General features: G+C 66.2%; 17 protein-coding genes. 10 read left to right on the top strand and 7 right to left on the bottom strand.

Features of this window, described 5'->3' with window-relative positions:
- Nucleotide 1: 1 nt before the first annotated feature.
- Genes A0U87_RS12455 through A0U87_RS12440 form a run of 4 tightly spaced genes read right to left on the bottom strand, consistent with a single transcriptional unit; the run spans nt 2 to nt 3,738 of the window.
- On the bottom strand, nt 2–655 hold the full coding sequence (locus A0U87_RS12455) for a CpaD family pilus assembly protein (protein ID WP_048938782.1): 654 nt from the start codon (nt 653–655) through the stop codon (nt 2–4).
- A gap of 16 nt (nt 656–671) precedes the next feature.
- Entirely contained in the window at nt 672–2,195 is a 1,524-nt protein-coding gene (locus tag A0U87_RS12450) for a type II and III secretion system protein family protein (protein WP_048938783.1), read from the bottom strand.
- A 1-nt stretch (nt 2,196) separates the two neighbouring features.
- Nucleotides 2,197–3,213, bottom strand: coding sequence for a Flp pilus assembly protein CpaB (gene cpaB, locus A0U87_RS12445; RefSeq protein WP_048938784.1), 1,017 nt, complete (start codon nt 3,211–3,213; stop codon nt 2,197–2,199).
- Nucleotides 3,214–3,264: 51 nt separating this feature from the next.
- Complete coding sequence (locus A0U87_RS12440) at nt 3,265–3,738, bottom strand: prepilin peptidase (RefSeq protein ID WP_010336255.1); 474 nt, start codon at nt 3,736–3,738, stop codon at nt 3,265–3,267.
- A 49-nt stretch (nt 3,739–3,787) separates the two neighbouring features.
- Between A0U87_RS12440 and A0U87_RS12435 the strand changes: the two genes are divergently transcribed.
- From A0U87_RS12435 to A0U87_RS12425, 3 genes are read left to right on the top strand one after another with little or no spacing between them, the layout of a single operon-like run.
- On the top strand, nt 3,788–4,741 hold the full coding sequence (locus tag A0U87_RS12435; protein WP_048938785.1) for an alpha/beta hydrolase: 954 nt from the start codon (nt 3,788–3,790) through the stop codon (nt 4,739–4,741).
- Nucleotides 4,738–5,841 carry an FAD-binding oxidoreductase gene (locus tag A0U87_RS12430; RefSeq protein ID WP_048938786.1) on the top strand — a complete coding sequence of 368 codons (1,104 nt, stop codon included), beginning with the start codon at nt 4,738–4,740 and terminating at the stop codon, nt 5,839–5,841. The genes A0U87_RS12435 and A0U87_RS12430 overlap by 4 nt, the downstream gene beginning before the upstream one ends.
- A gap of 21 nt (nt 5,842–5,862) precedes the next feature.
- Nucleotides 5,863–6,039 carry a DUF1508 domain-containing protein gene (locus A0U87_RS12425; RefSeq protein WP_004207987.1) on the top strand — a complete coding sequence of 59 codons (177 nt, stop codon included), beginning with the start codon at nt 5,863–5,865 and terminating at the stop codon, nt 6,037–6,039.
- A gap of 39 nt (nt 6,040–6,078) precedes the next feature.
- Here the strand turns inward: A0U87_RS12425 and rnhA are convergent, their stop codons facing one another.
- From rnhA to ispH, 3 genes are read right to left on the bottom strand one after another with little or no spacing between them, the layout of a single operon-like run.
- Nucleotides 6,079–6,525 (bottom strand): ribonuclease HI, encoded by a 447-nt coding sequence (rnhA, locus tag A0U87_RS12420; RefSeq protein ID WP_048938787.1) that lies wholly within the window; start codon nt 6,523–6,525, stop codon nt 6,079–6,081.
- A complete protein-coding gene (gene thrB, locus A0U87_RS12415) occupies nt 6,522–7,499 on the bottom strand; it encodes a homoserine kinase (protein ID WP_048938788.1) in 978 nt (325 codons plus the stop codon). The genes rnhA and thrB overlap by 4 nt, the downstream gene beginning before the upstream one ends.
- A gap of 5 nt (nt 7,500–7,504) precedes the next feature.
- Complete coding sequence (gene ispH / locus A0U87_RS12410) at nt 7,505–8,464, bottom strand: 4-hydroxy-3-methylbut-2-enyl diphosphate reductase (RefSeq protein ID WP_048938789.1); 960 nt, start codon at nt 8,462–8,464, stop codon at nt 7,505–7,507.
- 167 nt (nt 8,465–8,631) lie between these two features.
- Between ispH and A0U87_RS12405 the strand changes: the two genes are divergently transcribed.
- The 7 genes from A0U87_RS12405 (at nt 8,632) to A0U87_RS12375 (ending at nt 14,560) form a co-directional block, all read left to right on the top strand.
- Complete coding sequence (locus A0U87_RS12405) at nt 8,632–9,240, top strand: hypothetical protein (protein ID WP_010336260.1); 609 nt, start codon at nt 8,632–8,634, stop codon at nt 9,238–9,240.
- 129 nt (nt 9,241–9,369) lie between these two features.
- Entirely contained in the window at nt 9,370–11,097 is a 1,728-nt protein-coding gene (argS, locus tag A0U87_RS12400) for an arginine--tRNA ligase (protein WP_048938805.1), read from the top strand.
- A 19-nt stretch (nt 11,098–11,116) separates the two neighbouring features.
- Nucleotides 11,117–11,836 carry an SPOR domain-containing protein gene (locus A0U87_RS12395; RefSeq protein ID WP_048938790.1) on the top strand — a complete coding sequence of 240 codons (720 nt, stop codon included), beginning with the start codon at nt 11,117–11,119 and terminating at the stop codon, nt 11,834–11,836.
- A 55-nt stretch (nt 11,837–11,891) separates the two neighbouring features.
- A complete protein-coding gene (gene nagZ / locus A0U87_RS12390) occupies nt 11,892–12,902 on the top strand; it encodes a beta-N-acetylhexosaminidase (protein ID WP_048938791.1) in 1,011 nt (336 codons plus the stop codon).
- Between the two features lie 17 nt (nt 12,903–12,919).
- Nucleotides 12,920–13,702, top strand: a complete 783-nt coding sequence (locus A0U87_RS12385; RefSeq protein ID WP_004207978.1) for a ScpA family protein — start codon at nt 12,920–12,922, stop codon at nt 13,700–13,702.
- The gene (gene scpB / locus A0U87_RS12380; RefSeq protein ID WP_004207977.1) at nt 13,699–14,292 is read left to right on the top strand and encodes an SMC-Scp complex subunit ScpB; all 594 of its coding nucleotides are present in this window, start codon (nt 13,699–13,701) and stop codon (nt 14,290–14,292) included. Before A0U87_RS12385 ends, scpB begins: the two co-directional genes overlap by 4 nt.
- A gap of 28 nt (nt 14,293–14,320) precedes the next feature.
- Nucleotides 14,321–14,560, top strand: coding sequence for a twin-arginine translocase TatA/TatE family subunit (locus A0U87_RS12375; RefSeq protein WP_004207976.1), 240 nt, complete (start codon nt 14,321–14,323; stop codon nt 14,558–14,560).
- Nucleotides 14,561–14,565: the final 5 nt, after the last annotated feature.

Genomic DNA, 14,565 nt, shown 5'->3' with positions numbered 1-14,565 from the left:
CTTACTGGCCTCCGTTCGAGAGTTGCTTGAGATCGCCAGCGCCGGTCGGTGCCTTGTCGCGATAGGTGGAAATGGCGCGGTTCGAAGTCGCGGTGCGCAATTCGCTATCGCTGCTCTGGCCACGGACCAGATCTTCGGGGTCGGCGACCATCGCCGCCAGATTGCTGTTCATGGCGCAACCGAAATTGGAGGAGACGCCCAAGCTCATCGGCGTTTCAGCCTTGTTCGACCAGTCGGGGCAGCCGGGGACTGACGCGGTGGTGCGGCGCACGACCAGTCGGATGCTGCCTTCCGGGGCGGAGCCGGCGGCTGCCGAACTGTCCTGGCCCAGCAACATGCCATGGCGCGCGACGACATTGGCGATATCTTCGCCAATGTCCGGGCTGTAATAGCCTGCGTCGGTAACGATTGCGACCCGATCACCATAGCCAAGCTTGATCGTGGCGAACCAGTCATCCAGGCGCGCGGCTTCGGCAGGCGAAAGGCGACCGCCGCCAGCCTGCACGTCGAAGGTGTAGCTGCTATAGCTGACGACCGGCTGGTGGACCGAGTCCACGCCGCGATTGGGGCTGTCGGTCGAGCAGGCCGCGAGCGGCAGCGCCAGCAGGGCGAGGGTGCCGAGGCGGACGAGGGTCTTGCGGGACGTGGAAGTCATATCTTTTGTCCTTCCGTCAGAAGCTGAAGCCGGGGGTCGCGCCGCCCGACTTGCCGGACGACCGGCTGTCTTCGCGAGCGGCGAGCGCGGGTGCGGCGATCGAAGCCTGCGGACCGGGTGCGGGGGCGACGGGCGAGCCCGGCGCACGGGTCGGCATATTGGGCTGGGCGCCGCTGACGCCGTCATGCATCTGTTCCAGGAACAGGCCCTGGCCGACATTGGCGTTGCGGAACCCATCGGTGGGCAGACGAATGTCGGACGCGTTGACCGGCTTCACCAGATAGGGGGTGACGACGATCACCAGTTCGGTCTCGTTGCGTTGGAAGCTGCGCGACTTGAACAGGCTGCCCAGGATCGGGACATTGCCCAGGCCCGGCACCTTGTTGACCGTGTTGCCGGTTTCATTGTTGAGCAGGCCGGCGATCATGAAGGCCTGGCCGGAACCCAGTTCCACCGTGGTTTCGGCAGTGCGGCTCTTGAGTGCAGGCACCGAACTGCTGACGCTGAAGTCCAGGCTCGACACGGTCGGGCGGACGCGCAGCGAGATGCGGCCATCGGCCAGCACGGTCGGCGTGAAGGCCAGTTGCACGCCATATTGCTTGAACTGGATGCTGTTGCCCGACGACGGACCATTGTTGACCGTGTAGGGATATTCGCCACCGGCCAGGAAGCTGGCGGTTTCGCCCGACAAGGACGTCAGATTTGGCTGTGCCAGCATGGTGGCCAGGCCGCTGGATTCGGCAAGGTCGAGCGCACCGGCGACATCCATGCCGAACAGCCGGGCAACGCCGCCCAAGCTGTAGCTCCCGTCAGACGGGTAAGTGAAATTCCAGACGTCCTCATTGCGGTCATAAGTGGCGAAGGCGCGCGAACCGCCTCCCATCATCCCGCGTGTGCTTTCGGTGGCTGAATCCGTGGTGGCGAAGTTGGTGCCGATCTTGTGGCCGACATCCTTGCTGACTTCGGCGATCTTGACCTGCAGCATGACCTGAAGCGGGGTCGCCATCAGCAGGCGGCTGACGACGGTCGTTTCCTTGCCGACGAAAGCCTGGGTCAGACGTTCGGCTTCGGCCGCGTCCTCGGGCGCCTTGATCGTGCCGGTCAGCAGCACCATGCCGTTCATCTTGTTGACGGCGATATTGGCACCCGGCATCGCCAGGCGCAGCATGTCGTCGATGGTGGTCAGGTTGTTGCCGACGCGAACGGTACCGGAAAACAGCACCTTGCCATTGCCGGCCGTGACGAAGACGGTGGTTTCGCCCGGCTTCTTGGCGATCAGATAGAGCTGGTTGTTCGAGCGGACATGGACATCGACGACATCGGGATTGGCGATGACGACATCGGACATCTTGGCCGGCAGGTTGACGACCTTGCTGCCGCCGACCGACATCAGGATCGCATTGTCCTGATCCGCTGCGGGGGCGGCGTTGAGGGCCGTGGCGGGCGCCGCGACGGCGGCGATAGCCAGGCCGAGCGCGATCGCCGGGGCGGCGAGCGGACGAGCCGCCTTGTGCCGCGCAAGCATCTGATAAGCGTTCATCTTACTTCCCCCCGACCGGAACTTCGGTCACACTGGTGCCGCGGGCGATGCGGACGGTCGGCCCCTTGAACTCGGCCGTGCCGACCGGTGCGCCACCCGGAGCCGCCATGGCGGGCATGGCCGCTGCATCAGGCTTGGCCGGGACGCTGCTGCGCTGGTAGCGCGACACGTCGGCGCCGGTCGAATAGGTGGAGCCGCGATCGACCGGACGGGCCGCGATCTTGGCAATGATCGACTTTTCCGAACCCGGATTGCTGCCATCGGGCAGGTCGACGTCGGAACCGGCAATGGCGGCGTCAAGGTCCGACGCGGTGTCGGCGATCGAGCGCAGCGACAGCGACAGCGAGCCGATGGTCTGCGACACGGCGATCTTTTCCGCGATCTTGGGCGTCACTTCGAGCGTGACGTTGGAATAGGTCTGGACGACGGGCTTGCCATCGGGGCCGAGCGCGTCGGTGCGCTGGTCGGTGGCGAGCACGCGCAGGTTGCGCAGGATCGTTTCCGACACCTTGAGCGGGGCGCCATCGCCGCCACCGGCGACCGTCTGGGTCAATACCAGGTCGATGCGATCGCCCGGGAAAACGAAGCCGGCAACCGCGTTCTGCGAGGAGACCGGGACCGTCACGGCCCGCATGCCCGGACCGAGAGCTGCGGCCAGGAAGCCACGGTCGCCCGGACGGATGACGGCGCCCTGGGTCAGCGGCTGGCCGGCGGTGATCGGATTGCGCACCACGCTGCCTGCAAGCTTGAGCGGATCGGCCTGGCCCTTGAGATAATAAGCGGCCTCGATCAGATCCTTGGGCCAGGGCTGGAAGCGGAAGCTTTCCGCGTCCAAAATGGTCCCCACCGGCAGGGCCTTGGTCGCCACCAGAACATGCGGCTGGTCCGCCTCGTTCGGCATTGCGGCCGCGTTCACCTGCGGCGTAGATGAAGAACTCAGCATGCTGCGCGCAAGCAAGGCTGTAGTGACCGCTATGATTAGCGCCCCCACCAGCAGCACGATCTTCTTAGCATCCATGACGAAACTCGCCTTTCTCAAATGGGCGGCCTGCCCCCAGGGGCCCAATCATCACGCAAATTGGTTAAGATATCGTTCGCCAAGTAACCAAAGGGCGGCGATCGATATGGCTACGCCGTAGGGTATTTCGGGTTGGCCCTGCTTCCGGCGGAGGCGGTGGTGGATCACCGTGACGATCGTCACGGCCCCGCCCAGAATCGCCATCAGCGTCAACAGGGTCAGCACCGCCTGCCACGGAAACCACAGCGCCAGCGCGCCGAGCAGCTTCACATCGCCCCCGCCCATCATGCCGAACGCGAACAGCGCGGCGAACAGGACGAAGACCAGCAGGCCGACCAGCAACTGCACCGCCATGCCCGGCCAGAGCGGCAAGCCGCAGGCGATCCACCATAGTGGCGCCAGGGCGGCGACGCCCAGGTTCAGCCGGTTGGAGATGATGCGCGCGCGCAGGTCCGTGATCGCGGCTGCGATCAGCAGGATGCCCAGTGCGGCGATCAGCGCCAGTCTGAAATATTCCCCCAACATGAGGGTCAGGCACTAGACCATATGGCTTACCAAACCGTAACCATGGCCCATGGATTCGCCGATCTTCCCGTCGCCCGCCCTTGACCGTCGTGCCTGGCCGATGGGTGGCCAGCTGGATTATTGGCAGGCCCCCGACGGCTGGCCGATCCGCCGCTATCGGCTGGGCGCTGGTACCCGTGGCCGGATGCTGATCCTCAACGGTCGTGGCGACATGATCGAGAAATATCTGGAGGTGATCCACCACTGGGCGCAGCGGGGCTGGGCTGTGACCAGCTTCGACTGGCGCGGGCAGGGCGGGTCGGGCCGGCTGACCGATGATCCGCTGTGCGGCCATATCGACGACTTCGCCCGGTGGATTGACGATTTGCGCGCGCTTTCAAATGATTGGCGCGCGGAGGGCAGTGGCCCGACGGTCATGTTGGGCCACAGCATGGGCGGGCATATGCTGCTGCGGGCGCTGGCCGAAGGCCTGCCTGCACCCGGTGCGGCCGTGGCCGTGGCGCCGATGCTGGGCCTGCATACGGCCCCGCTACCGCGCTGGCTGGCGGTGGCGATCGCCAATGTCATGTGCGGGATCGGCCAAGGGGAAAAGCAGGCCTGGACACAGAAGGAAGAGAGCGAGCGGCAGCGCCAGATGCGGCAGAAGCGGCTGACCCATGACCCCGATCGCTATGCCGATGAAATCTGGTGGCGGGACCATAGTCGGGACATCGCGCTGGGGCCGCCGAGCTGGAACTGGGTGCGGCTGGCGCTCGAGTCGACTCGCGCTTTGGAGGCCGGAAACGGGCCGGAGCGAATCGCGACGCCGACTCTTGTCCTGGCGGCCAGTCGCGACCGGCTGGTGGCGACGCCGGCCATCCGGCGGATCGCGGCGCGCTTGCCCGATGCCCGCCTGCATGTCTATGGGCGCGAGGCCGCGCATGAAATCCTGCGCGAGCTCGACCCGGTGCGGCTCGATGCGCTGGGGCGGATCGACCGTTTCCTGGATGAGGTTGCCCGTTGAACAGACCCGATATCGTGATTGTCGGTGGCGGGATTGCAGGCGCCAGCCTGGGCGCGACGCTGGCGGAAACGGCGCGGGTGCTGATCCTGGAGATGGAGGATAGCGCCGGCTATCATGCGACGGGGCGATCGGTCGCCTTCTGGGAAGAAACCTATGGCGGGCCGGTGGTCCAGCCGCTGACCACGGCTTCGGGCAGGCTGCTGGAGTCGCCCGATCCCGATTTCTTCGATGGCTCCTTCCTCTCCCCGCGCCGCACGCTGCATATCGGCCGGGCCGGGGATGAAGGCTTGCGCGACGCGCTGCTGGCCGATTTTGCCGGGGCGGTCGAATTGCAGCCGGTGGCGCCGGCGAGCCTGGTGCCGGGGTTGCGGTCCGACTGGGTGCTGGGCGTGCTGGAACCGAGTTGCCGCGACATCGATGTCGCGGCGCTGCATCAGGCCTATCTGCGCCGGTTCCGCAAGCTGGGCGGCGAAATGCGGCTGGGGGCAAGGCTGGAGCGCGCCGAACGACAGGGCGATGGCTGGCGGATCGAGACCGGTGACGGGCCGATCGAATGCGGCCTGCTGGTCAATGCCGCCGGGGCTTGGGCGGATGATGTCGCTGTGGCCTGCGGTGTCGCGCCGGTCGGCATCACGCCCTACCGCCGGACGGTGGTGCAGTTGCGGCTGGAGGATATGCCAGCCGACGAGATGCCGCTGGTGATGGACATGCAGGGCGGCTTCTATTTCAAGCCCGAGGGGCAGGGGCGGATCTGGCTGACGCCGCATGACGAGGTTGCCTCGCCCCCCTGCGACGCCGCGCCCGAGGAACTGGCGATCGCCCAGGCCATCGACCGGTTCCAGGCGGCGGTCGACTGGCGGATCGCGGCGGTCGAACGCAAATGGGCCGGCCTGCGCAGCTTCGCGCCGGACCGGGTGCCGGTCTATGGCTTCGAGCCGGCGGTCGAGGGCTTCTTCTGGTTCGCCGGGCAGGGCGGTTTCGGCATCCAGACCGCCCCGGCGGCGGCGCTGCTGGGCGCCAGCCTGTTGACTGGCAAGGCGATGCCGCAGGCGATTGCCAGCCTCGATATCGCTGCTTATGCTCCCGAACGGTTTCGATAGCGCAACCAGCAGGAGAGCATGATGGCGCACAAGTTCGTGATCGAGAAGAACAAGGCCGGCGAGTTCGTGGCCAAGTTCAAATATAATGCCGAGATCATCTTCTGGACCGAGGGCTACAGCTCCAAGGCCAGCGCGAAGAATGCGATCGAGTCGATCCTGAAGAACGGCCCCGGCGCGCCGATCGAAGAAGCCGAATAAGCTGCGCGGCGCGGGGAGGGTGACCTCCCCGTCCGTATCCTATTTGCGGAAGCTTTCCGCCGCGGCGCAGGCGAGGGCATCGGCCCGCTCATTTTCCGGGTGGCCGGCATGGCCTTTGACCCATTGCCATGTCAGTTTGTGCCGGGCGGCGGCCTTCACCAGTTCCTGCCAGATCTCGACATTCTTGACCGGCTTGTTGTCGGCGGTCTTCCAGCCGCGCTTCTGCCAGCCGAAGATCCATTTGGTGATGCCGTCCATGACATATTTGCTGTCGGTGTAGAGCGTCACCTCGCACGGCTTCTTGAGCGTGTTGAGCGCCTCGACCGCGGCCATCATCTCCATTCGGTTGTTGGTGGTCATCGCCTCGCCGCCGAAGATTTCCTTCTCCTGGTCGCCAAAGCGCAGCACCGCGCCCCAGCCGCCCGGACCAGGATTGCCCTTGCACGCGCCGTCGGTGAAGATCTGGACTTGCGGCAGGTCGCTCATGCGCCGAGCAGCTCCGCCGGGTCGGCCTTGGCGTAGAAATCCATGCGGCGCAGATAGGCGAGCGGATCCTTGCGGGTCACCAGTGCATCGGCGGGCGTGTTGATCCAGTCATAGGCGCGGGTCAGCAGGAAGCGCAGCGCTGCGCCGCGGCACAGGATCGGGAAGGCGGCCCGTTCCGCATCGGTCAGGCCATGGGCCTCGCCATAGCCCGCGCCGATCGCGACCGCGCGGTCGCCATACCAGGTGGCGCCGTCATTGCTGAAGCACCAGGCGCTGTGGGTGACGGCCAGATCATAGGCGCGAATGTCGGTGCAGCTGAAATAGAAGTCGATGAGGCCGGTGACTTCATCGCCCAGCATCAGGACATTGTCCGGGAACAGGTCGGCATGGATCACCGAACGCGGCAGGTCGGCCGGCCAATGGGCGTCGAGAAAGGCCAGTTCCTCCGCCACGCGGGCGCCAAGGCCCGGCGCGATCTGGTCGAAGTCATCGCCGCACTTGGCCGCCAGCGCGTGCCAGCCATCCTTGTCCAGCGCATTGCGCCGCTCGCCGGCAAAACCCTGCGCCGCCCTGTGCAGTTCGCCCAGCGCCACGCCGCAGGCGCGCGCCTGGGCCGGGGTCGGTTCGGTCACGGAAATGCCGGTCAGAAACTCGATCAGGCAGGCCGGGCGCCCGCCCAGCTGTTGCAGCCGCTTGCCATCGGTGTCGGCGATGAAGCGCGGCACCAGACAGCCGCGCGCGCCCAGATGGTCGAGCAGGTCCATGAAGAAGGGCAGGTCCGCCTCATCCACCCGCTTTTCATAGAGGGTCAGGATATAGCGGTGGCCGCTTCCGTCATGTGCGGTGGTTTCGAGCAGATAATTGCTGTTTTCCACCCCTTCGGCGATGCCCTTGGCGGACACTAGCCGGCCGGCATCATAGCGGCTGAGGAAGGCATCAATCTCTTCGGCGGGAACGTGCGTATAAACGGCCATGGGGGTTATGCGACCTCCAGTCCGCGCGGCAGCTTGAAGGAGATATTCTCCTGCGCTGTTTCCACCTGTTCCTCGGTCACGGCGAAGCGCTCCGCAATCCGGTCGACGACTTCGCGCACCAATATTTCGGGCGCGGAGGCGCCGGCGGTGAGGCCGAGCGTCGTCACGCCCTCCAGCCAGGCAAAGTCGATCTCCTCGGCGCGCTGGATCAGGCGGGCGGGGGTGCCCTCACGCTCGGCGACCTCGACCAGGCGCAGCGAGTTGGAGCTGTTGGGCGCGCCGATCACATAGACGGCGTCGCAGCGGGCAGCGATCGCCTTGACCGCCGTCTGGCGGTTCGATGTCGCGTAGCAGATATCCTCGCCCTTGGGCGCGATGATCGCGGGGAAGCGGCGCTCCAGCGTGGCGACGATCGCGGCGGTGTCGTCCACTGACAGGGTCGTCTGGGTCAGGAAGGCGAGATTGTCGGCGTCAACAGGCGCCAGCGCTTCGGCATCCTCGACCGTCTCGATCAGCGTCATCGTCCCCTCGGGCACCTGGCCGAAGGTGCCGATCACTTCCGGATGGCCCTTGTGGCCGATGAACAGGATGTGGCGACCGGCGGTCACCATGCGTTCGGCCTGGCGATGCACCTTGCTGACCAGCGGGCAGGTGGCGTCGAGATAGTCGAGGCCGCGCTCCTCCGCCTTGGCCGGCACCGCCTTGGGCACGCCATGGGCGGAAAAGACCACCGGCACGCCGTCGGGCACCTGGTCCAGTTCCTCGACGAAGATCGCGCCCTTGGCCTTCAGGCTGTCGACCACGAACTTGTTGTGGACGATTTCATGGCGGACATAGACCGGCGCGCCATATTTCTCGATCGCGCGCTCGACGATGATGATGGCGCGGTCGACACCGGCACAGAAGCCGCGCGGGGCAGCGATCAACAGGGTCATCGGCGGGCGAGGGGCGGGGCTCTGCGTCATGGGCGCGGCTTAGGGCAATGTCGCGCCCGAAGGAAGGGCCAACGCAAATCACCGCGCTTTGTGTTGCGTGGGCGGCGGGGGATGGATAAGGAAGCCGGACGCCTCTGTCCAAGGGGCATGCTGAGGAATTGCTGCCTGTGACATTGTCCCGAATTGCGTTGACCGGAATGCTCGCCCTTGCCCTTGCCGGCTGTTCTCGTCGGGGGGAAATCGACCCGACGGGCGGTATCGTCACGGTGCGTTCGGCTTGCCCGGTGGCTGCAATCCCGGCCTATACCGGTGACGTGACCCTGTTCAATCCGGCCCAGAGCCGCGATGCTTCCGCGATCGACGTGGTGGCGAACATCACCGATCTGCGCTCGACCTGTTCCGATGGCGCCCAGCTTTATACCCAGGCGACCTTCGTGGTGAATGCGCGTCGCAACGACGCCAGCGCCGCGCGCCAGGTGACCTTGCCCTATTTCTCGGCGATCGTGCGCGGCGGCAGCGCCGTCGTCGCCAAGCGGATCGGCCAGGTGACGTTGAACTTCGCGCCGGGCGAATATCGCGCGACCGCGACCGCGACGGCCGGTTCCTATGTCGACAAGGCATCGGCCACGCTGCCGCCGGAAATTCAGCAGAAGATCACGCAGAAGCGCAAGGCAGGCGACGCGGATGCCGCGATCGACCCCTTCGCCCAGCCGGACGTCAAGGCGGCGCTGCAGCGAACCAGCTTCGAGCTGCTCGTGGGTTTCAATCTGACCCAGGATCAGCTCAAATATAACGCGACCCGTTAAGCCCGTTGATTTGTTTCCGTTCGGGCTGAGCGAAGTCGAAGCCCGCCACTGAGCGAAGCGAAGTGCTTCACTCCGTTCAGCCTGGCCCTTCGACTTCGCTCAGGGCGAACGGAGTTGAAGGAAATGCCCGTGTCCCTTTACACCCGTTTCACCGCCCATCTCGATGCCGTGCTCGACGCGCTGGAGGCTGAAGGCACGCTGCCCGCCGGCCTCAACCGCAAGCCGGTGACGGTGGAGCCGCCGCGCGATCCCAGCCATGGCGACCTGGCCACCAACGCCGCGATGGTGCTGGCCAAGCCCGCCGGCACCAATCCGCGCGCGCTGGCCGATGCGATCGTGACCAAGCTGCAGGCGCTGGACGAGGTCGAGGTAGCCAGCATCGCCGGCCCCGGCTTCATCAACCTGACCCTGACCGACCCGACCTGGCGCGCCGAACTGGCGGCGATCCATGCCGAAGCCGCCGATTATGGCCGGTCCGATTTCGGCGCGGGCACGACCGTGAACGTCGAATATGTCTCGGCCAACCCCACCGGTCCCATGCATATGGGCCATTGCCGCGGCGCGGTGGTCGGTGACGCGCTCGCCACCCTGCTGGAATATGCCGGGCACAAGGTGATCCGCGAATATTATATCAATGATGCCGGCGGCCAGGTCGATGTGCTCGCCCGCTCGGCGCATGTCCGCTACCGCGAAGCGCTGGGCGAGGATGTCGGCGCGATCCCCGAGGGGCTTTATCCGGGCGATTATCTGGTGCCGGTGGGTCAGGCGCTGGCCGCCGAATATGGCGACAAGTTCGTTGGCGCGCCGGAAGGCGACTGGCTGGTCCTGTTCCGCACCTTTGCCGTGGCAAAGATGATGGACATGATCCGCAGCGATCTCGCGCTGCTGGGCATCCATCATGACATTTTCTCATCGGAGGCCGAACTGCAGGCGGCAGGCAAGCCGGCCGAGGCCGAGGCCTGGCTGCGCGCCCATGACCTGGTCTATGACGGCGTGCTGGAAGCGCCCAAGGGCGAATTGCCCGACGATTGGGAGCCGGTGGAGCTGCCGCTGTTCCGTTCGACCAAGTTCGGCGACGACCAGGATCGGCCGATCAAGAAGTCGAATGGCAGCTGGACCTATTTCGGCGCCGACATGGCCTATCATTTCCAGAAGGCGCAATCGGCCGATCAACTGATCGACATCTGGGGCGCGGACCATGCCGGCACGGTGAAGCGCATCCAGGCCGCCGTCGCCGCCCTGACCGAGGGCAAGGCGCGGTTCGACGTGAAGCTCATCCAGATGGTCCGCCTGCTGCGCGATGGCGAACCGGTGAAGATGTCCAAGCGCGCCGGCAATTTCGTGACGCTGGCCGATGTCGTGCGCGAAGTGGGCAAGGATGTCGTCCGCTTCACCATGCTGACGCGTAAGGCCGATGCCCAGATGGACTTCGATTTCGCCAAGGTGGTGGAAGCTTCGAAGGACAATCCGGTCTTCTATGTGCAATATGCCCATGCCCGCATTTCCTCGCTCGGCCGCCGTGCAGAGGAGGCCGGGATCGACCTTCCCGCGCCTGACCTGTCCCTGCTTGGGACGGCGGAGCTGAGCCTGGTGAAGCTGGCAGCGCAGTTCCCGCGCGTCGTCGAAGGATCGGCGCAGGCTCGCGAACCGCATCGTATTGCCTTCTATCTCAATGACTTGGCTTCGGCATTCCATGGCTGGTGGAATATGGGCAATGATGATCCGCGCGCGCGCGTGGTGCTGGCGGACGATCCGGCGCTCACCTCGGCCCGGCTTTTCTTGAGCCGCGGAATCGGGCAGATCATCCGCAACGGCCTTGCCCTGATGGGCGTGGTCGCGCTGACCGAAATGCAGTGAGCCGAGCGGAGTTTCGATAATGGGTGACTATGCACGTGGGCGACTTGACCTCGATGACGAGGACCGGCTGCCCTGGCTGGAGCCTGCGCTCGACGAGGCGGATGAGGAGCGGATTTCGCCGCTGCGCCTGCTGGGCCTCATCATCCTGGGGCTGGTGCTGATCGGCGCTGTGGTCGCGGGCATGTGGTGGCTGCAGAACCGCAACGACGGCGGCGCGGGCGAGGGGCAGCTGATCGCCGCGCCGCAGGGCGACTACAAGATCGCGGCCAAGGAAGCGGACGCCAAGAAGTTCCAGGGCGAGGGCGATGCCAGCTTCGCCGCGAGCGAGGGCGTGGCCCGCGATGGCCAGATCGATCCGAGCCGCGTGCCCGAGGCGCCGATCACCCCGACCGGCGCTGCCCCCGCAGGCACCAAGCCCGCTGTTCCGGCCAAGCCGGCGCAGAGCGTCACCGCCAAGGTCGAGGACGAGACCAGGGCCGCGCCCAAGGCAGCCGCGCCCAAGGCGGCTGGCAGCGGCGTCATCCAGCTGGGCGCCTATGGCAGTGCGTCGGGCGCCAAGGATGCCTGGGGCCGCCTGTCGAAGCGCTTTGCCTATCTGGCGCCGCTCGCCATGTCGGTCGAGCCGGCCGAAGTGGGCGGCAGCACCGTCTATCGTCTGCGCGCCAGCGCCGGCGGGCAGGCGGGCACCGTTTGCGGCAAGCTGAAGGTCGCGGGCGAAAGCTGCATCATCGTCAATTGACCCAAACAGGGCGCGGGCGTCGACAGCCCGCGCCTTAGTCATTAGCATCGGCGTCATGAAACCCGTCATCTTCGGCCTATCCGGCGAAACCCTGACCGCCGACGAGCGCGCCTTCTTTGCCGAGGCGCAGCCGGCCGGCTATATCTTGTTCAAGCGCAACATCGCCGATCGCGCGCAGGTGCGGGCGCTGACCGACGAACTGCGCGCGCTGCACGGGCGCGACGACCTGCTGATCATGATCGATCAGGAGGGCGGCCGGGTCGCGCGGATGCAGGCGCCGGTCTGGCCCAGCTTTCCCGCCGGCGCGGTGTTCGATCATCTCTATGACATTGCGCCGTCCAGCGCGATCGCGGCGGCGCGGGCCAATGCGCGGGCTCTGGCGCTGATGCTGGCGGAGGTTGGCATCACGGTCGATGCGCTGCCGCTGCTGGACGTGCGGCAGGCGGGCGCAAGCGACATCATGGGCGACCGGACGCTGGGCGCCGAACCGATGCGCGTCGCGGCGCTTGGTCGCGCCGTGATCGAGGGGCTGGCCGACGGCAATGTGGTGGGCATCGTCAAGCATATGCCCGGCCATGGCCGCGCGCTGGTCGACAGCCATCTGGAACTGCCGGTCGTCCATGCCGGGACGGAGGAACTGGACACCGACCTGGCGCCGTTCCGCGCGCTCAAGGACGCACCGATGGGCATGACGGCCCATGTCGTCTACACCGCCTGGGATGCCGATCGGCCGGCCAGCCTGTCGCCGATCGTGATCGAGGAGATTATTCGCCAGCGCATCGGCTTTGACGGGCTGCTGATGTCCGACGATCTCGACATGAAGGCGCTCAAGGGCTCGATTCCGGAACTGGCCGCCGGCGTGGTCGCGGCCGGGTGCGACCTGGCGCTCAATTGCTGGGGGCGGATGGACGATATGGTCGGCATCGCCAATCTGCTGCCGGAGATCACGCCGGCGGCGCAGGCGCGGCTCGATCGGGCGATGGGCTCGGCCCATGTCGCCGACCTGCCGCCGTTCGAGGAGTTGCTGGCGACCCGCGACACGTTGCTGGCGCTGGTTCCGGCCTGATCGCGGACGCGGGGGCGATGGACGATCTCTTCACCGCCCCGGCCGCGACGCCCGCCGAGGTCCTGACCGTCAGCTTCGAAAGCTGGGAGGGGCCGCTCGACCTGTTGCTGGCGCTGGCGCGGACGCAGAAGGTCGACCTGCGCGAAATCTCCATCCTGGCGCTGGTCGAGCAATATCTGGCCTATGTAGATGGCGCGCGGCAGCTGAAGCTGGAACTGGCGGCCGACTATCTGGTGATGGCGGCGTGGCTCGCCTATCTCAAATCGGCGATGCTGCTGCCCAAGGAAGCGCAGCCCGAGCCCAGTCCCGAGGAAATGGCGCTGCGGCTGCAATTGCGGCTGCAACGGCTGCACGCCATGCGCGAGGCCGGCGCGCGACTGATGGCCGGCGATCGAATCGGGCGCGACGTGTTCGTCCGCCCCCGGCCCGAGGGGCTGCACATGGTGCGGCGGGCGAAGTGGAGCGCCAGCCTTTATGATCTGATCCAGGCCTATGGCCAGATCCGCGCGCGTAACCAGCCGGTGGTGCATATGGTTGCGGTGCGGCCGGTGATGACCCTCGACGAGGCGATCCAGCGGGTGAGTGCGCTGGTCGGATCGGCGCTCGACTGGACGACCCTGGAATCCTTCCTGCCCGACGATCGCGACGGACCGATGGCGAAATCGGCGCTGGCCAGCAGCTTCGTGGCGATGCTGGAACTGGCCAAGCAGGGGCGGGTGGACATAAGGCAGGACGGAATATTCGAGCCGATCTATCTGCGGGCGGCGCTGTCGGGCGATCAATGGGAGCAGTTGCGGTGATCCGGGAGATGGATGATTTCGCGCGCGCGGTGGAGGCGGCCTTGTTCGCGTCGGAGGAGCCGCTGACGCCTGCCGAACTGCGCGCCCATGTCGGCGATGGCGGTGATCTGCCCGCGACGCTGGCCGGGCTGGCGCAGGATTATGCCGGGCGCGGCGTCAATCTGGTCGAGCGGGGCGGGCGCTGGCATTTCCAGACGGCGGCCGACCTGGCGCATATCCTGCGGCGGGAACGGGACGAGACGCGCAAGCTGTCCCGCGCCGCGATGGAGACGCTGGCGATCATCGCCTATCATGAGCCGGTGAGCCGCGCGGAGATCGAGGCGATTCGCGGGGTTCAGGTGGCCAAGGGCACGCTGGATGTGCTGATGGAGGCTGGCTGGGTGCGTCCGGTGGGGCGGCGCGAAGTGCCGGGTCGCCCGCTCATCTATGCGACCAGCGTAGAGTTTCTGTCACATTTTGGCCTTAGCAGCCGCCGGGACTTGCCGGGTCTGGACGATTTGCGGGCTGCGGGGTTGCTGGATCCGGTGGATTTGGCGCTGGAGGGTCTGGGCGGTCAATCCGTTCTGGAAAAGGATGAGGAAGAGGCCTAGAAAGGCCTCCTTTCAGGAGTATGTGAAAATGGGTTCTTTCTCGCTGATGCACTGGGTGATCGTGCTCCTGGTCGTCATGCTGCTGTTCGGTGGCGGCCGGATTTCCGGCCTGATGGGTGACGTGGCCAAGGGCATCAAGAGCTTCAAGAAGGGCATGGCCGACGACGAGGACGACGCGACGCCGGCAAAGCCCGCGACCCGGATCGAGGGTCATCGCGTGCCCGAACAGGATGCGCCGAGCGCAACCGAAGAAAAGACCAAGGCCTGATCTCT

The organism is Sphingobium sp. MP9-4 (genome assembly GCF_005281675.1).
Classification (GTDB): Bacteria; Pseudomonadota; Alphaproteobacteria; order Sphingomonadales; family Sphingomonadaceae; genus Sphingobium; species Sphingobium yanoikuyae.
The sequence above is the reverse complement of the archived record's forward strand: the minus strand, read 5'-3'. Positions and strand labels throughout refer to the sequence as shown.